Annotated in this window: 16 protein-coding genes, 1 tRNA gene and 2 pseudogenes; 12 read left to right on the forward strand and 7 right to left on the reverse strand. The window is 64.6% G+C overall.

Annotated features, from left to right (window positions below):
- Nucleotides 1–1,296, forward strand: a complete 1,296-nt coding sequence (locus ACVDG8_RS14300) for a lipopolysaccharide biosynthesis protein (protein ID WP_447255224.1) — start codon at nucleotides 1–3, stop codon at nucleotides 1,294–1,296.
- A gap of 1 nt (nucleotide 1,297) precedes the next feature.
- Here the strand turns inward: ACVDG8_RS14300 and ACVDG8_RS14305 are convergent, their stop codons facing one another.
- From ACVDG8_RS14305 to ACVDG8_RS14315, 3 genes and pseudogenes are all read right to left on the reverse strand, one after another.
- Complete coding sequence (locus tag ACVDG8_RS14305) at nucleotides 1,298–2,224, reverse strand: DUF6492 family protein (protein WP_447255225.1); 927 nt, start codon at nucleotides 2,222–2,224, stop codon at nucleotides 1,298–1,300.
- Nucleotides 2,221–3,015 (reverse strand): WecB/TagA/CpsF family glycosyltransferase, encoded by a 795-nt coding sequence (locus tag ACVDG8_RS14310; protein WP_455707762.1) that lies wholly within the window; start codon nucleotides 3,013–3,015, stop codon nucleotides 2,221–2,223. The genes ACVDG8_RS14305 and ACVDG8_RS14310 overlap by 4 nt, the downstream gene beginning before the upstream one ends.
- Nucleotides 3,012–4,183 (reverse strand): annotated as a pseudogene (locus ACVDG8_RS14315) (glycosyltransferase family 4 protein). The gene ACVDG8_RS14310 and the pseudogene ACVDG8_RS14315 overlap by 4 nt, the downstream one beginning before the upstream one ends.
- A gap of 168 nt (nucleotides 4,184–4,351) precedes the next feature.
- Here ACVDG8_RS14315 and ACVDG8_RS14320 point away from each other — a divergent pair.
- From ACVDG8_RS14320 to proC, 4 genes are all read left to right on the forward strand, one after another.
- Nucleotides 4,352–5,350: a glycosyltransferase family 2 protein gene (locus ACVDG8_RS14320; protein WP_447255227.1), complete on the forward strand. Its 999-nt coding sequence runs from the start codon at nucleotides 4,352–4,354 to the stop codon at nucleotides 5,348–5,350.
- The gene (locus ACVDG8_RS14325; RefSeq protein ID WP_447255228.1) at nucleotides 5,319–6,638 is read left to right on the forward strand and encodes an O-antigen ligase family protein; all 1,320 of its coding nucleotides are present in this window, start codon (nucleotides 5,319–5,321) and stop codon (nucleotides 6,636–6,638) included. The genes ACVDG8_RS14320 and ACVDG8_RS14325 overlap by 32 nt, the downstream gene beginning before the upstream one ends.
- Before the next feature lie 77 nt (nucleotides 6,639–6,715).
- Complete coding sequence (locus ACVDG8_RS14330; RefSeq protein WP_447255229.1) at nucleotides 6,716–6,994, forward strand: DUF6959 family protein; 279 nt, start codon at nucleotides 6,716–6,718, stop codon at nucleotides 6,992–6,994.
- A gap of 96 nt (nucleotides 6,995–7,090) precedes the next feature.
- A complete protein-coding gene (gene proC, locus ACVDG8_RS14335; protein ID WP_447255230.1) occupies nucleotides 7,091–7,906 on the forward strand; it encodes a pyrroline-5-carboxylate reductase in 816 nt (271 codons plus the stop codon).
- Here proC and ACVDG8_RS14340 read toward each other — a convergent pair.
- A complete protein-coding gene (locus ACVDG8_RS14340) occupies nucleotides 7,854–9,221 on the reverse strand; it encodes an NAD(P)H-dependent oxidoreductase (RefSeq protein ID WP_447255231.1) in 1,368 nt (455 codons plus the stop codon). The two genes, proC and ACVDG8_RS14340, sit on opposite strands and share 53 nt — an antisense overlap.
- A gap of 197 nt (nucleotides 9,222–9,418) precedes the next feature.
- On the opposite strand from ACVDG8_RS14340, the pseudogene ACVDG8_RS14345 reads away from it, so the two are divergent.
- A pseudogene (locus ACVDG8_RS14345) lies at nucleotides 9,419–9,520 on the forward strand (3-oxoacyl-ACP reductase); the annotation flags it as partial.
- Between the two features lie 64 nt (nucleotides 9,521–9,584).
- Here ACVDG8_RS14345 and ACVDG8_RS14350 read toward each other — a convergent pair.
- Nucleotides 9,585–10,559 (reverse strand): membrane dipeptidase, encoded by a 975-nt coding sequence (locus ACVDG8_RS14350; protein ID WP_447255232.1) that lies wholly within the window; start codon nucleotides 10,557–10,559, stop codon nucleotides 9,585–9,587.
- On the reverse strand, nucleotides 10,489–12,003 hold the full coding sequence (locus tag ACVDG8_RS14355; protein WP_455707763.1) for an aldehyde dehydrogenase family protein: 1,515 nt from the start codon (nucleotides 12,001–12,003) through the stop codon (nucleotides 10,489–10,491). Before ACVDG8_RS14355 ends, ACVDG8_RS14350 begins: the two co-directional genes overlap by 71 nt.
- Nucleotides 12,004–12,103: 100 nt before the next feature.
- On the opposite strand from ACVDG8_RS14355, the gene ACVDG8_RS14360 reads away from it, so the two are divergent.
- The 6 genes from ACVDG8_RS14360 (at nucleotide 12,104) to ACVDG8_RS14385 (ending at nucleotide 18,329) form a co-directional block, all read left to right on the forward strand.
- Complete coding sequence (locus ACVDG8_RS14360; protein WP_447255234.1) at nucleotides 12,104–13,012, forward strand: LysR family transcriptional regulator; 909 nt, start codon at nucleotides 12,104–12,106, stop codon at nucleotides 13,010–13,012.
- A complete protein-coding gene (locus ACVDG8_RS14365) occupies nucleotides 13,013–14,032 on the forward strand; it encodes an Ldh family oxidoreductase (RefSeq protein ID WP_447255235.1) in 1,020 nt (339 codons plus the stop codon).
- Entirely contained in the window at nucleotides 14,029–15,684 is a 1,656-nt protein-coding gene (locus ACVDG8_RS14370) for a hypothetical protein (RefSeq protein WP_447255236.1), read from the forward strand. Before ACVDG8_RS14365 ends, ACVDG8_RS14370 begins: the two co-directional genes overlap by 4 nt.
- Entirely contained in the window at nucleotides 15,681–16,253 is a 573-nt protein-coding gene (locus tag ACVDG8_RS14375) for a DUF3726 domain-containing protein (protein ID WP_447255237.1), read from the forward strand. The genes ACVDG8_RS14370 and ACVDG8_RS14375 overlap by 4 nt, the downstream gene beginning before the upstream one ends.
- Before the next feature lie 14 nt (nucleotides 16,254–16,267).
- On the forward strand, nucleotides 16,268–17,374 hold the full coding sequence (locus tag ACVDG8_RS14380) for an SAM-dependent methyltransferase (protein ID WP_447255238.1): 1,107 nt from the start codon (nucleotides 16,268–16,270) through the stop codon (nucleotides 17,372–17,374).
- A gap of 208 nt (nucleotides 17,375–17,582) precedes the next feature.
- Nucleotides 17,583–18,329, forward strand: coding sequence for a GGDEF domain-containing protein (locus ACVDG8_RS14385; protein WP_447255239.1), 747 nt, complete (start codon nucleotides 17,583–17,585; stop codon nucleotides 18,327–18,329).
- A gap of 46 nt (nucleotides 18,330–18,375) precedes the next feature.
- On the opposite strand, the gene ACVDG8_RS14390 is transcribed toward ACVDG8_RS14385, so the two are convergent.
- Nucleotides 18,376–18,450 (reverse strand) — tRNA-Thr (locus ACVDG8_RS14390).
- Nucleotides 18,451–18,511: the final 61 nt, after the last annotated feature.

Consider the following 18,511-nt stretch of genomic DNA (forward strand, 5'->3'; position numbering starts at 1 on the left):
ATGACCCAGACCAGCGACATACCGCAAAGGCGGCCTCTCGCGCGGATCGGCCACTTCGTGGCCACGCGCCGGAAGCTGGTTTTGGACTATTTCTCGGCGATCAGCGGCGCCGGCGGCCGACTGGTGTTCTCGCTCGCCTATTTCGTGGCCTTGGCCAACACGCTGTCGATCGCCGAATTCGGCATGTTCGCCACCGCCTCGGCGGCCGGCATCATGCTGTCGCGCATCCTCGCCTTCGGCTTCATCTCGGCACTCTACCGCACCGCCACGATCCGCCCCAATCTGATCGGCACCTTCACCGCCGGCTTCCTGTTCCTCGGCGTGCTGTCGCTGCCGTTCCTGGCCGCCGCATCCTACATGGTCTACCTGATCTTCTTCGCCGGGACCGTGCCGCTGGGCGTCTTCGCCGCAGTCGTCTTTGCCGAAGCACTTCTGTGGCGACCGGTCGAGGTGGTGCTGATCGTCAACAACGGTCTCGGCAAGTTCGGCCGCGCCGCGGTGCTGGCGATCCTGGCGACGGCGCTCAGGGCAATCGGCGCGGTGCTGTTCGTGTTCGCCGCGCAACGCACGGTCGGCGTCTGGTCGTTGTTTTACATCGGCGCAAATGCCGCCTCGCTGGTCGTCGCCTTCGCCTTCTTCTATCCACGTCAAAAGCTGAAGCTGCGCACGGAACTCTATTTCCGGCGGCTCGCCGATTCGATCTATGTCGCCGGATCCGATGTGCTGTTCTACTTGCAGATGGAGTTCGACAAGCTCTTGGTGCTGTCGATCGGCGGTGCGCATCTCGCCGGCATCTACGCCATCATCATGCGGCTGGTGGATCTGACAGCGATCCCGATCCGCACCTTCTCGATGATGCTGGTGCAGCGCATGATGCGGGCGCCGGAGCTTCTGTCGCGGCTGGCGGTCAAGAGCGGCATCGAAGGCGGGGTGTTCCTGGTCTCGACGCTGGCGCTGGCATCGCTGGGCATCGTGCTGCACTTCTTCCCTAACGCGCTCGGCAAGAACGTCGCCGAGGCCGCTCCTCTGGTCGCCTTGGCGGTCTGCGTGCCGGGCCTACGCAACCTTGTCGAATACCAGGCCGAGTTGCTTTTCGCGCGCGGCCAGACGGCGATGCGGGCGATCAATCTCGGTCTGCTTGCCGGCCTGAAGGCTGTGCTGCTCACCTATGTGCTGACGACGATCGCCGACACGCCCAACCTCGTGCTGTCGCTCAACATCGTCTTCCTGCTGCTTTATCTCGCCTCGATGCTGCTGACCTATTCGGCGCTTCGCCGGCCAGCCAAGGCAATCTGATCTAACGATCCAGCCCGATCAAACGACGGATGCGGCCGATGTCGGTGCCGATGAAGGACTGCATGCCGATCGCGACCTGTTCCGGCGACATGGTGTCGATAAAGCGGCGGAACGCCTCGTCCGACAGCGGCTCGCCATTCCAGTGGACGCGGCAGAATTCCTCCGAACCGTGGAAATGGCCGGCGCCTGCAAGCGCGTCGTCGACATAGCGGCCGTAGATCATGCATTCGGAGAATTGGCGCGCCGAGCCGACCACACTGACCCAGTCGCGGCCATGCGCCTTCTCGATGCGCTCGCACATCGCGTTGACCGTCTCGCGGCGCCAGGCGATCAGCGTCGAAATGTAGTCGTGGTTCGAGACATTGGCCGCATCGATGCCAAGTGCGGCGCCGGCATTGCGCGACCAGATGCGGTGCTCGTCATGGCCGTCCTCGGCGAGCACGCCGTCGCGCCGGAACAGACGAACCTTGCCGTCGCGCCAGAAGGCCCGCGTATCGAACGGCTTGAGGAAGGCAACATCGGAATCGCAGAAAACGAGCACGTCTTCGCGCGCATGGCCGGCGATGGCGATGCGGCGCAGCTGCTGCACATGCCAGCCGCGCAACGGCTGCGTCCGGAAACTCAGCCAGACACGGCGGCGAAACAGGCTGAGCGGATCGTCGAAAGCCCGTAGCCAACCCGGCAGCAGGTCCCGTTCGTCGACGACGCTGCGGCGGCTGCCTTCCAATTGGCGAAACATCGCGACGTCGCGGTGCTCGGTGAGAATATAGTGATGCGCCGTGCCGGTGACGTGGCGGTCGATGGTTTCGCACAGCAGCCGGCAGCGTTCGAAGTCCGGCGCATAGCTTGCCGTCACGATCGCGGCCGACGGCGAAGCCGGCAAAGGCTCGATCCTGGTGGCCGCATCCGGCACGAAACGGCTGTTCACCGGTGCGCCTCCGCCGGTCGGGGCCTATGCGTCAGCCTCTGCTTGAAAACCCGCCACAGGAAAACCGGATTGCCAACCACGTAGCGACGCCACAGGCGGCCGGGTTCGATCCACAGCCGGAACAGCCATTCCAGACGCAGCCGGCGCAGCCATGGCGGCGCGCGCGGCACCGTGCCCGACAGGAAATCGAGCAGCGCGCCGACGGCAATAGGCAGCGTGCAATGGCGGGCATCGATGTGGCGCTCGATCCACATTTCCTGGCGCGGCACGCCCATGGCGACGAGCAGAATATCGGGCCGCAGCCTGGCGATGCGTTCGACGATTTCAGGCTCCTGCGCGGCGGAGAAGTAGCCGTCATGGATGACGACGAATTTGTGCTGTGTAGCGAGCGCGGAGAGCTTTGCCGATGCGGCTTCGGCGTTGACCCGCGTCGCGCCGAGCAGCCCGACGGTCAGCGGCCGCGACGACGCCTTCAGGAAGGCCGGAATGAAATCGGTGCCGTTGAGATTGCTGGGAAACGGCGCGCCATAGAGCAGCTTTGCCGCGATGTCGACGCCGACGCCGTCCGGCAGGATGAGGAAATCCTCGAGCGCTTCGGCAAAGGTCGGGTCGGTATAGGCGATATTGGCGTTGTGGGCGTTGAGGAAGCTCACCTTGGTGAAGCGCCGTTCATCGATCAGCCTAGTGAGCAAGGCGACCGCCTCGTCCCAGCGGATGGCGAGCACCGAGATGCCGAGGATGGTCTTCAGCGTGTCGAAGCCGAGGGCGGCGCGCGCGGCATGCATGTTCATGCGGCGACTTCCTGCCTGACCGCGCCGATCCTGGCGAGGCCCGATCCGACCGCGGCATCGAGTGCCTTGAGCTGGCGGCGGTGAAAGGCGCTGCCATCCACATCCCTTACATTGCCCGCCGCCGTTTCGAGCGCTGCGGCGAAAGCAACGGGATCGTCGGTGACGACGCAATTGTCGGGGCGATAGCCGATGCCGCGCAGCGAGCGGCTGGTGGCGACCGATGGCAGGCCGAGCTCGAAGGTCTCGATGGTTTTCAGCTGCACGCCGCTGCCGGCGGTGCTGATCAGAGGGATGACGGCGGCGCCGCGCACGAAGGCCTGAGCCTCGGGAACGCGGCCGACGAAGGCGACGCCGGGATGCGCCGAGGTGACGCCCGAAGGCATGTTGCCGGCGATCCTGATGCGGAAGTCCGACTTCAGATGCGGCACGACTTTGGTCAGGAACCAGTCCAGTCCGATGCGGTTCGGCTGCCAGGTCCAGGTGCCGATCAGCGCCGCATCGCATTCGATGTGGCGTGGCGCCTTGCTTGCCGGCGCCTGCGCGCGGGTCACCAGCGGCAGCACGGCCGAGCGGCTGTCCGAGGCGACGCCAAGTGCTGCGCGATCTTCCTCGGCCAGCGTGAAGACGAAGCGCGCGGCGCCGCAGAGGCGCTCCTCCACGATCTTGAGCAGCCGCGCCTCGCGGCGGAACATCCAGCGTTGCAGCGCACTGCCGGCCGCAGCGGCATTCTCCTGCGCCGAGCGGTGCTCGACATTGTGGGCGACGAAGATCGTCGGCCGGTCGGCGAGACTTTTTCAAAGGCCCCGGCGAACTGCACCGAATTCAAAACATAGCCGTCGAAGGGGCCGGCGCGATCGATGGCGGCGCGAACCCGCGCGTCCGGGACGACACGCAATTTGACCGAGGAGAAGGTCAGGCCTGAAAGAACCGCCTTGCCAAGCCAGACGAGCTTCTGCAAACCCGAAGCGCTTTCGGTGCGCACCTCGACGGCGTCGAGCACGATTGTGTTTTGAGGATCGGACGGCATCTTTCCCGGCCAGATGAAACCCATGACCGTTACGCGCACGCCAGCGCGCCGCAACGCGTCGATGATCGCGGCGTTAGCAATCTCGTAGCCCGAGGCAAGAGCGCCGTCGGGTACGATCGATGTGGCAAACAGCAGATGCATCTCATCTATCCATTGGTGTAGGCGGTAGCAAAGCGCGGTGAAGCCTTGATTAAATGGCTCTGTCAAAGGCCGAAAGCCTGGGTTTTGCAGCGACCGCGCATGAAGGTGATTAACGAAACGTTATCACCGCGATGCTATCGAGGTTGAAACCCACGCTGCTGGAAACGGATGATCCCTTTGCCGTCCGACGCTTCTGTATCGATCGCGGGGCGGTCTCCGGGGCTTGTCGCGGAAACCGTCGAGGCGGTCGTGACGCTGCCGACCTTCAAGCGGCCGAAACAGGTGCTGGAAACGCTGGCTTCGCTCAAGGCGCAGCAAACCGTCAGGCGCTTCGCCGTCATCGTCATGGAAAACGAGGCCGAGGCCCGCGAGGGCGCCAAGGCGGTGCTGCCGCTGTTCGAAGCCGGCGAGATGCCGGGCCTTGTCATCGTCGCGCATGAGCGTGGCAATTGCAGCGCCTACAATGCCGGCTGGCAAACAGCGATGCTTCACTTCCCGAACTTCAAGCATCTGCTGGTCATCGATGACGACGAGCTCGCCGAGCCCGACTGGCTGGAGCGCATGTGCAGCGCTGCGGAAACGCTTGGCGCCGATATCGTCGGTGGTCCGCAAGTGCCAATCTTTGCCGATCCGGCACATGCCCGATGGGCCGAGCACCCGGTGTTCGCGCCGCCCTACCGGGAAACGGGCCGCGTGCCGGCGCTTTATTCGTCCGGCAATCTGCTGGTTGGCCGCAACGTGCTGACAGCAATGGGTCCGCCCTTCCTCGACCTGAAATTCAACTTCATGGGAGGCGGCGATTCCGATTTCCTCAGCCGTTCGGCGCAGAAAGGCTTCGTGCTTGGCTGGTGCGCCGAGGCCAAGGTCAACGAAACCGTCCCCGCAAGGCGGGTCGAGGCCGACTGGATCCGTGCCCGCAGCCTGCGCAACGGCGTGATCTCGACGCTGGTCGAGAAGAAGAAGCGCGCCGGCACACCGTTCGCCGGCGCGAAAGTCTTCGTGAAGAGCCTGGCGCTGCTTGCCGCCTCGCCGCTGCGCGCGTCGGTAAGGCTGGCGCGCACCGGCTCGCTGACGACGGGGCTCTATCCCGTCTATGTCGCGCTTGGCCGAGTGATGGCCGAATTCGGATATGCCAATGAGCAGTATCGCCAGCCCGAGAAGAACTGAGCGCGCGCCGCTCAGCGCCGTTTTCACACGCGACGGTGTGGCGACGGCTATCGCCGCGCTTTTGTTCACCGTCATCATGGTCTCGTTCCGGCCCTTCCAGCCGGCCGGCGCCGAGCTTACCGGCGACGGCGGCGACATCGTCAACCAGCTCGGCTTCGGCTCGCTTGGCGCGGTCTCGATCTTTTCGCTGCTCGCCTTTGCCGATCCGCGCGTGGTGCGCTCGCTGGTCAGCCCGTCCTGGGCGCTGATGCTCGGCTTCTTCTTCCTCTCGGTGGTGCTGGCGACCGATCCGCCCTCGGCAATGCGCGCCGCCTCCTTCACCATGATCGGCATCATCACCATGGCGACGATCCTGGTGCTGCCGCGCGACGCGGAGTCCTTCGCGAGGGTCATCATCTTCACCGCGGTGATGGTGATAGGCCTTTCCTATATCGGCCTGATCGTCTTCCCGCATGAGGCGATGCACACGGCCGACTCGCAGGAGCCGGAGCATGCCGGCCTGTGGCGCGGCGTCTTCACGCACAAGAACATCGCCGGCCCGGTGATGGCCTGCTTCAGCTTCGCCGGCCTCTATCTGTTCCGGCGCGGCCAGCGCTGGTGGGGCGTCGGCATCTTCTGCGCGGCGATGATCTTCATGCTGCACACCGGCTCCAAGACGACTGCCGGCCTGATCCCGTTCTCGATCATGATCGTCGTGCTGCCAAGCCTTATCGGCATGCGGCTCGGCACGCCGATCCTGTTCCTGTCGGCCATCATCGCGACCGCCGTCGGCACGCTCGGCATTGTCTTCATCGCGCCGGTGAAACAGCTGGCTGCGGTCTATTTCCCCGACCTCACCTATACGGGACGCACGACGCTGTGGGAGTTCGCCGGCGAGATGCTGGCCAAGAAGCCATGGACCGGTTACGGCTATGAAAGCTTCTGGGGAACGCCGCTGCTGCTCAACCAGGACCAGCCCTTCGACCGCCCCTGGGACATCCGCACCATCGTGCACGGCCATGACGGCTATCTCGATATCGCCGTGCTGATGGGTATCCCGGCGCTGTGCGTCGCCGTCTACACCTTCCTCATCGCGCCGCTGCGCGACTATATGCGCATCCCGCCGCGCAAGGAAAACATCTTCCTCGGCGATTTCTTCATGATGGTGGTGCTGTTCACGGCGCTGAACGGTTTCCTCGAAAGTTTCTTCTTCCACCGTGGCGATCCGGTCTGGCTGTTCTTCGTGCTGGGTGTGCTCGGCCTCAGGCAAGTCTCGCTGCGGCCGATCCCGGTTCGCCTCCCTGGCTAGGTCGTGAACCCATAAAGGGTTGCGGGATGAACGGGCTCGTGCTCTGACGGTGCGGCAAGCCGATCCGCGAGACACTGATGCGTAGCGAGAACGTCGAGATACTGTCGGACAAGACCAATGCCGCTGTCATGCGGCATCCTGGTCGTGCCTTCCCGGGCGTTCTCGTTCAGGGTGACAGCCTTTATATGCTGTGTCAGCGAGCGGATCTGGCCTGCAAGGAAGTCGGTCGAGGTTCGCCGGGTTACGACGAACTGAATGATCTGCGCAACGCTCTTTGGTCATATCTCAACCATTATAAGGCTACACTGCTGGAGCACGACATAGCGCTTCCCTTCTCAGAACAGCAGGCACCCTGAAGAGGGCCTTTCAACATCGTTCTGCACAGTCGATCTCCCTTGGACTTTTCCACCGGCGTACAAACGTCTAAGGAGAGCCTTCTTGCGGAGGCTTTCATGACGATCAGGCTCGTTCTCGCCGGTTGCGGCAATATGGGTTACGCCATGCTCTCGGGCTGGCTGAAATCCGCAAAGCTCGAGCCGTCGGCGGTGTTCGTGGTCGAGCCCAATGCTGAACTGCGCAGCCGCGCCGAACATCTTGGCTGTCCCGCCGCCGCCGATGCGCAAGGCATTCCGGCCGATGCGGCGCCCGACCTCGTGGTCATTGCCGTCAAGCCGCAGGTGATCCGCGAAGTGATGGCTGACTACAAACGCTTCGGCGACGGCCGCACCACGTTCGTCAGCGTCGCCGCCGGTACGCCGGTCGCCACGTTCGAGCAGATCCTGGGCGAGCACGTGCCGGTGATCCGCTGCATGCCGAACACGCCGGCGGCGATCGGCAAAGGCATGATGGTGGTGTTCTCCAATCCGCTGGTGTCGGACGATGTCCGCCGTTTCGTCCTAGAGCTGCTTTCGGCAAGCGGCGTCGTGACGACGATCGACGATGAGGGCCTGATGGATGCGGTGACCGCGGTTTCCGGCTCCGGCCCGGCCTACATCTTCCATTTCATCGAGGCCCTGACGGTCGCGGCCGAAAAGGCAGGACTGCCGGCCGAGACCGCCAGGCTGCTAGCCATGCAGACGGTTTTCGGCGCTGCCTCGCTCGCCGCCGAAAGCGACGACGAGCCAGGGGAACTGCGGCGGCAGGTGACCAGCCCCAACGGCACGACAGCGGCCGCACTTGCCGTGCTGATGGGCGAAGACCGGCTGACGAAACTCGTCACCGAAGCGGTCGAAGCTGCGCGGCTAAGGTCGATCGAGCTGGGGAAGTAAGGGACGCCCCGTAAAGCATCTCATCCTGCAGCGCGCGCAGGGCATAAAGCCTGGTCGTGCGGTCGGGTGATGCATTGTCTTGCGTCAACAATTCGCCCTTCCTGACCGGCTTCAGCACCTTGCCGCCTTCGAGCAGCCCGACCGGCACGGCGCGGCTGGCACGGGCGTCACCGACCGCCATCGTCCAGGAGCGGTAGCAGGTCTCGCCGATGGCGTCGAAGGTCTCGCCGGCGGCCAGATCGCGCTTGGCCACCGCACAGACTTCCGCCACCGGTTTCGGCAGCGGCACCATGTCGGGTTTGCCATAAAGCATGATGCGGGCGGCGGTCAGCGGCACTTCCAGCGAAGTCAGGTGAAAGGGCCGGAATAGGCCGTAGTAAGGGCCCTGGCCGACATGGAGATCGTCCATGCGCTCGACGATGCGCGGATGCATCGCCTCGACGATGACGAACACGCCGGGCGCCACGCCCTTGCCGATTGTGTAGTCGACAACGCCCTTCCTCGACAAAAGGCCGCCTGCCTCCTTGGGGATCAGCACCTTGGCGAGCTGGTCGCGATCGGCCTTGGGGCCGTGCATGCCGGGAACATCCGGCACTAGGCCGGTGGCGTTGGCGATGGCGCACATCTCGACCATGGTCTTGGAACCATCGACGAACTCGACCAACATGCGCGGGTTCATGTTGCGGTGGATCGCTTCTTCCCGATAGTCGTCGGGCACGGCATCGTGGTTGAGCGGGTTGTTCTTGCCTTTGCCGGCGGCGACGATGGTCAGCCCGAGCGCCGACGCGAACTCGATCAGCTCCATGCAGCTTGACGGCTCGTCGCCGGCGCCGACCGAATAGACGACACCCAACTTGTCGGCCTGCTGCTTCAAATAGCAGCCGATGGTGACGTCGGCTTCGACATTCATCATGACCAGATGCTTGCCATGCTCCATCGCCATCAGATCGAAATCGGCGGCGACGCCGGGTTTTCCGGTCGCGTCGATGACGACGTCGACCAGCGGATTGGTGACCAGCATCTCGTTCGAGGTGATGGCGATCCTGCCGCTCTCGATCGCCTGGGTGACCTTAGATGCCGTCTCGGCCTCAACGGCCATCGCCTCGTCGCCATAGGCGATGCGGATCGCCTCGCGCGCGGTATGCGGGCGCCGTGTCGAAATGGCGGCAATCGAAATGCCCGGCATCAGCATGCCCTGCGTCACCAGGTCGGTGCCCATCTCGCCGGAACCGATGACACCGATACGCACCGGCCTGCCTTCGGCGGCGCGGCGGGCGAGATCGCGGGCAAACCCGGTCAAGGCAACATTGGTCATGAACTGTCCATGCTTTCCGGTTTCGGGGCCGCAATAACAGGGAATGGGCCCGCTTTGCCAATGAAAGCATCCACACGTGGCAATTTCTCGCGCGCAATTTGCAGAAGTGCAGCAAATCCTTTGCAGCGGCCTCGGACTTCTGGCTTTCGCGGCGCGACCAGCTAATGTTTGCCCGAGCTAACGCCGGGAGGCTGGATATGACGGAATTCACGCCAAAATTCGACCTGAACGGCAAGGTGGTGCTGGTCACCGGCGCCTCGCGCGGCATCGGCCGTGCCTGTGCGCTCGCCTGCGCCGCGCTGGTGGATGGCGGGTGGTCGGTGGCGTGAACCTGGCTTGAGGGAATTCGCCTGGCGAAACCTATCACGCAACGGGCAGGCTGGCCGTCAGGAAACGATGCCAGGCGCCGCCGAGTACGAGCGACGTTTCGGCCTTGCTGAAGCCGGCGGAGAAAAGGCCCTCGGAAAGCCCGGGGAAATCGAGGTTCGACGCGAACCAGGCCGGTTGCGGCGGAAAGCTTGCGGCGCCGTTCGCCTCGCGGGTCCAGCGGCCCTCGCGCATCCAGCGCACGACACTGTCGGGCTGGTCCTGGCAAAGATCGGAACCGATGCCGAGATGCTCCGCTCCCATGATCTCGGCGGCCGCCGAAGCCATTTCGCCGAATTGCCGAAGCGTCGTGTCCGGCCCGTTCGCAAGATGCAGCGGATAAAGCGAAAGGCCGAGCAGCCCCTGCTTTTCGCGTAGCGCTTGCAGGACGGTCCTTGAAACATTGCGGTTGCCGGCGCAGAGCCAACGCGGATTGGCGTGGCTGATGACCACCGGCTTTTGCGACAGCGCGATTGCTTCCAACGCCGTCCGCTCGCCCGCATGCGACAGATCGATGATCATGCCGAGCCGATTCATCTCGGCGATTGCCTCGCGCCCCATGCGCGTGATGCCGCTGTCTTCCTTCTCCATCCAACCGCAGCCCAAAAGCGACTGATTGTTGTAGGTGAGCTGCATGAAGCGGATGCTGAGATCGAAGAGCATTTCGATCAGGCCGATGTCGTCCTCGATCGGCATCGGGTTCTGCAGCCCGAGGAAAATCGCCGTACGGTTCGTGGCGCGCGCACGCTCGATGTCGGCGCTGTCGCGCGCCAAAAGGATGAGGTCCTCGTTGTCGCGGAAGCGTGTGCGCCAATCGACGAGGTGGCGAACCGTCTCGCGGAAACCTTCATGGTAGCCGACAGTGGCGTGGACCGCGGTCAGGCCGCCCTGGCGCATCTGTTCAAAAATCTCGCGTGACCAGTTGCAGTATTGCAGCCCGTCGATGAGCACTTGCGGCTGATCGGCGGTCATTCGGGTACGCCCGCATGGATGTAGGACGTCTTGACCTGGGTGTAGAACTCGACCGCGGCGCGCCCTGCTCGCGCGGACCGTAGCTGGAGGCACGAACGCCGCCGAACGGCACATGATAGTCCGTGCCGGCTGTCGCAAGGTTGACCATGACGCAGCCCGAGCGCGACGCATGGCGGAACTTCGTGGCGCGCGCCAATGAGCGTGTGGCGATCCCCGCCGTCAGTCCGTAAGGGGTGTCGTTGGCGAGGAAAATCGCCTCGTCGAGATCGCCGGCGGTGATGACGCAGGTGATCGGCGCAAACATTTCCTCCTGGTTGATGCGCATGCGCGAGCGCCCGTTGAGGAAAACGGTGGGCGCCATGTAGTGGCCCCGATGCGCCCGGTCGAGCGCTTCGCCACCTATAGCAAGCTCGGCGCCTTCGCTTTTGCCGAGCGCCACATAGTCGAGATTGGCAGCGAGTTGCCCGGCGCTGACGACCGGCCCCATCTGGACATCTGCCTCCAAGGCATGGCCGACCTTCAGCGCCTTGGTCTTTGCAAGGAACTTTTCGACGAAGGCATCATGCACCGGCTTGTGGACGATCAGGCGGGAGGATGCCGTGCATTTCTGGCCCGTACCGCCAAAGGCGCCGTTCACGGCTAGGTCGACCGCGCGCTCGAGGTCGGCGTCGTCCATGATCACGAATGGATTCTTCGACCCCATTTCGAGCTGAAGTTTCACGAACCGCGCCGCGGCCAATGCCGCGATACCCGAGCCGACAGCGCCGGAGCCGGTGAAGCTCAAGCCTTGTATGTCGGCGTTCGCGGCGAGCTCGCGACCGATCGTCGATCCCGATCCCATGACGAGGTTGAAAAGGCCTTTCGGAATGGCCTGCCGGCTGATGATCTCGGTGAGGGCCCAGGCGCTGGCTGGGGTGATGCTGGCCGGCTTCCAGACCACGGCATTGCCGAAAGCCAGCGCCGGCGCGATCTTCCACGACGCGGTGGCGATGGGGAAATTCCACGGCGATATGACCGCGACGACGCCGAGCGGCTCGCGCTCCGTCAGGACTTCCACGCCGGCGCGGACGGACTCGGCCGAGGAGCCGAGATTGCGCAGAACCTCGGCGGCGAAATAGGTGAAGAACTGCCCGGCGCGATAGACCTCGCCGACGCCCTCGGCCAGGATCTTGCCTTCCTCGCGGGAAAGCAATTCGCCAAGCTCCTTCGAGCGCGCCATCAATTCGCGGCCGATGGCATCCAGAACCGCGGCTCTCGCTTCCAGCCCGGCCGCCGCCCATTCCCGTTGCGCGCCATGCGCCGCCGCTACGGCGTCGTGAACATCGGACGATGCAGCCTGGGCAAAGCGCCCGACACGATCGGTCAGGTCCGACGGATTGCTGTCCTCGATCCAGTCGGCGCCATCGCGCCATTCGCCGGCGACGAAGTTCTGTCCGTTCAGCATCGCATTCGTCCTGCATCAATTCGGTTGACAACGACCTAACCAATGATGTGAACTTCAATCAAGCTCAATTTTTGGTACAAATGTTCAGGCAAGCTTAACAGTGACCAAAGCCATCAGCCTGACCGGCATGCGCAGCTTCGTTGCGGTCTGCGAGGCCGGCGGAGTGCGCGCCGCGGCGGATCAGATCGGCCGCACGCCGTCCGCCGTGTCGATGACCCTCAAACAGCTCGAGGACGACATCGGCGCGCCACTGTTCGAGAGCGAGCGCAAGGGCGCGCTTTCAGCCGTGGGTCGCATCGTTCTCGACGAGGCACGGGCGATGATCGCCCACTATGATCGCGCCTGCCTGGCGATAACCAGCTACGCGGCCGACCGGCAGGGCCGCTGCGACATCGCAAGCGTGCCTTCCGTTGCCGTGACCTTGCTGCCACGGGCGATCGCCCAGCTGCGCGCCGAGGGCAACCGCTTCGATATCCATGTCCGCGACAGCGATTCCAACGCCATTGTCGAGGCGGTCGAGAACGGCATGGTGGAGGTCGGCTTGTGCGTGCTCGCCAGCAAGCGGCCACAGCTCAGCTTCGAGCCGCTGTTCCAGGAGCCGCTCGATTTCGTCTGCCCGGTCGATCATCCTCTGGCCAAATCGAAAGATCCATTGCAGTGGGCGCAGGTGGAAGGTGAGAGCTTCATCCAGAACGGCGCGGCCGCAGCGCTTGGCATTGCCGAGATCGAGGCGCTTGCCGCCGGCTCCAAACTCACCGCGACCAATGTGAGCTCCAATCTGGCGATGGTGGAGGCCGGGCTCGGCGTGACCATCCTGCCTCGGCTTTGCCGCTGGAAATCCAGCCACGACGTTCGCTTCGTGCCGCTTGCCGATCCACGATCGAGCCGGACGGTCGGCTGGATCGCCAAGGAAGGGCGCAACCTGCAACCGGCATCGCTCAGGTTCATCGAATGCATTCGCCTGCAGACACGGGCGAGTGAAGGAGAGTTCGGTTATGCGGCGGCGTGAATGGCGGGTGACCCGATGACGCGCCTGACGCAAGCCCGGATCGAGACGCTGGCCTGCACCGCCCTGATGCGCCACGGTGCAAGCGAAACGCAGGCCCGGGCGCTGGCCGCCGGCGTCGCGGCGGCCGAACGTGACGGCCTGAAGTCGCACGGCCTGATGTATCTGCCGACCTATTGCGACCATCTGGATTGCGGCAAAGTGCTGGGATTGGCCGAGCCTCGCCTGACACGGCCGGCTCCGGCTGTCGTCGCCGTCGATGCCGGCAACGGTTTCGCGCACGCCGCCATTTCCGCCGGCCTGCCGCAATTGATCGATGCGGCACGTTCGCAAGGTCTCGCGGCGCTCGCCATCCGCAACTCCTACAATTGCGGTACCCTGGGCTATCACACGGAACGCATCGCCCGGGATGGCCTGGTCGGGCTGGGCTTCACCAACGCGCCGGCCTCGATCGCGCCATGGGGCGGCCGCAAGGCGGCCGTCGGCACCAATCCCTGGTCGCTGGCGGTTCCCGACGGGCAAGGCGGCGCGCGCTTCGTCATCGACCAGAGCGCGAGTGTCGTCGCCAAGAGCGAAGTCATCAAGCGGGCCCGCGCCGGCGAACCCATCCCTCCCGGCTGGGCCTTCGACGCAGATGGCGAGACTACCACCGATGCCGGCGAAGCGCTGAAGGGCACAATGGCGCCGGCCGGCGGCTACAAAGGCGTCGGCTCCGCCCTGCTGGTGGAGATTTTCGCGGCTTGCCTGGCGGGGGCCAATCCGGGGCTTGTCGCCAGCCCGTTCTCCGGCACCGCCGGCGGTCCGCCTGGAACCGGTCAGTTCTTCCTGGCAATCGCACCCGATGCCACCTCGGGTGGAGCATTCGCCGGAGCGTTGGAGATCGTCGCCGGCGCCTTCGCCGGCGAGGCCAGGCTTCCGGGCACAAGGCGTTTCGCCGCGCGCGAGCGCAACGCAAGCGAAGGCATCGAGGTGGCGGCCGAAACCCTTGCCACGCTCGAAAAGCTCGCCGGGACAGCCGCATGACGGCAATCGCGCTGCGCCCGCCCGAAATCGTCATGCGCCTGCAACGGCTTGGCGCGGCGCATCCGACGCGGCTGAGTTTCCTGCGCCAGCTGATCCGACGCGCCACCAACGAACAATGGCGCGTGCGCAAGGACCGGTTCGAACTGGACGACAACGGCTTCGGACGCGCGGTCTATGCGGTCGAGACACCGGCAAGGGTCTACAGCCTTGTCGCGTTCTCGACGCCGCTCGACGATAAAAACCGCTCCGACCGGGTGATCGCGCAGGCCTGGGACACGAGCTACGTTCTTTACGACGGGTTGCCGGATGAAGCCGACGTCGCCCGGCTGGAGACGAATGCGCCTCTGCAGGAAGCGGGCCGCTACACCAGCCGCGAACTGGTGCTGGCGCGTGCCAACAAGAGCGTGCGGCTGTTCGAGGAGGTGGCCGCGGCGCTGGCGCAGGGGCAACAGCCGGACGAAGAGCAACTGCTCGGTGTTGGTTATCTGCTGCGCACGACGGCGGTCTATGGCAACGGCAAGTTCGGCATTGCCGATCGCGACGAGATCGCGTCGCGGCCGGAGCTTGCCGGCTCCTTCCAGGCGGAAATGCTTACCGTCTGGCTGATCCGGTCCTTCACTCTCGATCTGGTCGATCACATCGCCCATCGCCGCAATCCGGACGGCGCGGCAAGGCTGGGGCCGGATTTGCGCCGCGCGCTGGGCGTGGGCAATGCGACGGGACTGGGCATGGCCCCTTTCCTCGTCCGCCACCCGCTGCTGACGCATAGCTGGTTCCTGGCTCGAGAAACCGCGCTGGCGCGGGTTCGCGCCCTGCCGCATGCCGGCAAGGTGGAACGAAGTGTCTTTTCGACAGCGCTCGCCGACCTAAGCCAACGCGTCGCCCGCTGGCACAGCGACGACAGAAGTCAAGCCGCGGCAACCCAGGCATTGGCGGGAGATCTCGATACGCTGGCGGAAAACCTCGATCGACTTCTGGCGAAGCCGCAGCCTTGGGATGCGCTCTATCGCTTCGCGGAAGACCGATTCTCTCTGGAAGGGCAGGAAGCCTGCGTTGCGCTGATCCTCGAGCCGCACGGTGCGCTGATCGACGAACTCGGCGAGACGATGAAGGCCGACGAGACGCCTGGACATGCGATCGACGGCAGCATGAACTGCGCTTCGCTCCGCCAGGTGCTTCTCGACGGCTATTCCTGGGCGGCAGATATCGACTTCGCCGAACCGGCCGCCAACGCACGGTTCTGGTATGTTTCGGCGGAGAAGCTCGAGCCCCGGCTTGGCGAACGCTTCGAGGAAGACGGGGCCGAACTCGAGCAACCCCTGGCAACGGCTCGCGATGCACTCAAGCTCGCCGCCGCACTGGCGCAGCAACCCGCTTCAGCCAGTGTCGCGGAGTTTCTGCTTCGCCAGCCGGAGTGGCGCCATACCGTGCGGCGTGCGCAGATCGTCGCCAAATTTCCCTATAGCGAGATCCACGACAATCTGATCGGCGCCGAATTGCGGCCCGTCGACATATTGCGCGCCAAGCTTGCATTTTTCGGCGCGCGCAGTTTCGATCCGCGCTCGGATCGCTGGCTGCGGATCGCGCTGTTCAGCGGCGAGCCCCTGATCGAGGACGTCGCCACGACGTCGCCGGCGGGAGAGGCTGGATGATCGACCTGTCGCTCAACGAGGTGGAAACGCTGAGCGCCAAGGCGGCGCGCGGCGCGGGATTTTCATGGGGCCTGGCCGAGGATATCGGACGGGCGGCACGCCGCATTGCGGTCGAGGATGAAAACTGGGGCCCGGCCTTGCTTGGCCTGCTCGACAATGCCCAATCCTTCGCGCCGCCGGATCCCCGGCGCGCCGCGCGCTGGCGCATGGGCGAGGCTGATGTCGCCGCCGGAAGGCCGCTCTGTCCGATCCGGACGGCAAACCTTTTGCTCGACGATCCGCCCGAGGCGAGCGTGATGCCGCTGACGATTTTAAATGTCGCACTGCCGGTCTGGCTCGACGCCATGCTGCGCCGGTCGACCATGCGCTTGGCGCGTCCGGTGGCGCTGCCCAGGGCCGATGTCGTCATCGAACGCCATCTGCAGATCGCGCAGCCGGTCGCGGGCCGGCGCGGGGCAATCGACCGGGAGACGCTGGCAGCGCTCAATGCCTTTGCGGCCAAAACCTATGTGCCGGAAAGCGAAAGATCGCGCACGCGCGGCGCCGGCGGTGGCCGCGTCGACGATTAGAGGGAGAACAAGACATGAGCGCAGCCGACAGCCAGAAGATTGCCATGCGCGGAGCGGGCTACTATTCGGCGAACACGGTGGGGGCCAAGAACGTCATCGACAAGGTCGGCGACCTCGTCGTCAAGGCTGTCGCCAAGATGCCCCGGCCGGCCGACGGCCAGCCATTTGCAATAGCCGATTTCGGCGCGGCCGACGGCGGCACCTCGATGGACATGATGCGGCGGCTGATCGGCGCCATCCGCGAAACGGAGCCGCATCGGGCAATATCGATCACCTACACGGACCTGCCCCACAACGACTTCTCGACCCTGTTCAGGCTGAGCCAGGGGCTTGTTGGCCCAGCCACGGACGTTCCGCTGGCCGGGACGCCCGCTCTCTACATTTTTGGCAGCGGCACCAGCTTCTATCGCCAGATCCTGCCCGACAATTCCCTGTCGTTCGGCTTCTCCGCCACCGCGATGCACTGGATCAGCAAGCGCCCCTGCATGATCGCCGACCATGTCCAGGCGGTTGGCGCGACCGGCGCCGAGCGCGCGCAGTTTCGCGCCCAAGCGCGGAGCGACTGGGAGACGATCCTGCTTGCCAGGGCGCGCGAGCTGCGGTCCGGCGGCAGGCTGGCGCTAGCCAATTTCTGCGTCGACGAGGAAGGGCGCTATCTCGGCCATACGACAGGGGTCGACATGTTCGACGGCTTCGCGCGCCATTGGCGCGACCTTCTCAAGACCGGCCGGATCAACGAGACGGAGTATACCAACGCGACGTTCCAGCAATTCTACAAGACGCCGGACGAGTTTGCGGCACCCTTCCACGATCCCGCCTCCCCGGTGTCGCGAGCCGGATTGGCCTTGGAGACGATGTTCACCATGGTGACGCCCTGCCCCTACGCCGAGGCGTTCCGGGTCCATGGCGACGCCAAGGATTTCGCCAAGGCTTACGTGCCGACGCTGCGCTCCTGGTCCGAAATCGTCTTTGCCAACGCGCTCGATCCGTCGCGTCCCGCGAGCGACCGTTCGGCCATCGTCGACGCGCTTTACACGGCTTACGAAGCCGAGGTGGCCCGAGCGCCCGATGGCCACCGCATGGACTACGTCCACTGCGTGACGGAGATCGTCAAAACGTAGGAAATGCGACGCGGCCTGGCCGCCGAATGGGCGCAGCACGGCATCGTCGTCAACAGCGTCGCGCCAACCTTCATCTGGACCGACGGCACCCGCTCTCGCACCTTCGGCCCGCCGCAATAGCTGGCTTCCATCAAATTGTAGGCTTCCCTGAAACTGAAATTGCAGCACACCGGCCTTAAACAGATGGCTCCTAGAGGAGATTGGCTTGGTGACCACAAGAACTCAGACCGCGCCGGTTCAACCATGGCGGCAGGTCATTTGGCGAGCGTTTCTGGGCACTGCCGCCTGCGTGTGCCTGTCGCTCGGCCTGAACTATCTGCTCTTGTTCAGCGATGTTCTGACGCCGTTCGGCCGCAGCATCGTAACCGCGACGCTTGTGCCCATCATCATCGGCCTGCCGCTCTTCCTCCTGCTTGGCCGAATGCAGATCGAGATCCGTCGCTACCGGCGGGAACTCACGAGATCCGGCTCCTACGACAAGCTGACCGGCTGCCTCAACGGGGTGGTGTTCACGTCGATGGTCGACAGAAGGGCCGCGCGTCCGGCCGGTCCGCGCTCCGGCGCCTTTCTGGTCATCCATCCGGAACATCTGGCGTCAATCAACTTGCGCTTCGGCCTCGGATGGGGCGACGAGGCCTTGCGGCTGGTCGCCTCGGCCATCCGCTCCTCAGTGCGCGAGGACGACCTGATCGGCCGCATCGGAAACTCGATGTTCGGCGTCTTCCTTCCCGGGGCGACGAAGCAGGACGCCAGGGAGGTCGGCGAACGCATCAGACAGGCGGTCGGACAGATTTATTTTGCGCCGAAAGGCGAAAAGGACGTGCTTGCCATTCGCGCCGGCGGCGTCGTCTTCGAGCATGAACTGGCGTTCGAGGACATGTTCCGGTCGGCGGAGGAGATGCTGCTCGAGGCTCAAGACGAGGCCGACCTGGCGTTGTCGCATATCGGCAACTGAGCCGGTGCAAATCGACGGCCAGGCGCAATTCAATGCCATAGGGAACTGGTGCTGCGAGAGAGGATTGAACTCTCGACCTCTCCCTTACCAAGGGAGTGCTCTACCACTGAGCTACCGCAGCCTGCGATGGCGGCGCTTCTGCCATATCGAATCGGCAAGCGCAAGGCCAAGAGAAACCCAAA

It is taken from the genome of Mesorhizobium sp. ORM8.1 (assembly GCF_053005525.2).

Excerpts from the sequence above, each read along its gene's own strand:
- ACVDG8_RS14365 (WP_447255235.1), top strand. The coding sequence starts at position 13,013 with ATGGCGGGTGACCCGATGACGCGCCTGACGCAAGCCCGGATCGAGACG.
- proC (WP_447255230.1), top strand. The coding sequence starts at position 7,091 with ATGACGATCAGGCTCGTTCTCGCCGGTTGCGGCAATATGGGTTACGCC.
- ACVDG8_RS14375 (WP_447255237.1), top strand. The coding sequence starts at position 15,681 with ATGATCGACCTGTCGCTCAACGAGGTGGAAACGCTGAGCGCCAAGGCG.
- ACVDG8_RS14330 (WP_447255229.1), top strand. The coding sequence starts at position 6,716 with ATGCGTAGCGAGAACGTCGAGATACTGTCGGACAAGACCAATGCCGCT.
- ACVDG8_RS14370 (WP_447255236.1), top strand. The coding sequence starts at position 14,029 with ATGACGGCAATCGCGCTGCGCCCGCCCGAAATCGTCATGCGCCTGCAA.
- ACVDG8_RS14325 (WP_447255228.1), top strand. The coding sequence starts at position 5,319 with ATGAGCAGTATCGCCAGCCCGAGAAGAACTGAGCGCGCGCCGCTCAGC.
- ACVDG8_RS14355 (WP_455707763.1), bottom strand. The coding sequence starts at position 12,003 with ATGCTGAACGGACAGAACTTCGTCGCCGGCGAATGGCGCGATGGCGCC.
- ACVDG8_RS14380 (WP_447255238.1), top strand. The coding sequence starts at position 16,268 with ATGAGCGCAGCCGACAGCCAGAAGATTGCCATGCGCGGAGCGGGCTAC.
- ACVDG8_RS14340 (WP_447255231.1), bottom strand. The coding sequence starts at position 9,221 with ATGACCAATGTTGCCTTGACCGGGTTTGCCCGCGATCTCGCCCGCCGC.
- ACVDG8_RS14300 (WP_447255224.1), top strand. The coding sequence starts at position 1 with ATGACCCAGACCAGCGACATACCGCAAAGGCGGCCTCTCGCGCGGATC.
- ACVDG8_RS14310 (WP_455707762.1), bottom strand. The coding sequence starts at position 3,015 with ATGAACATGCATGCCGCGCGCGCCGCCCTCGGCTTCGACACGCTGAAG.
- ACVDG8_RS14350 (WP_447255232.1), bottom strand. The coding sequence starts at position 10,559 with ATGACCGCCGATCAGCCGCAAGTGCTCATCGACGGGCTGCAATACTGC.
- ACVDG8_RS14320 (WP_447255227.1), top strand. The coding sequence starts at position 4,352 with ATGATCCCTTTGCCGTCCGACGCTTCTGTATCGATCGCGGGGCGGTCT.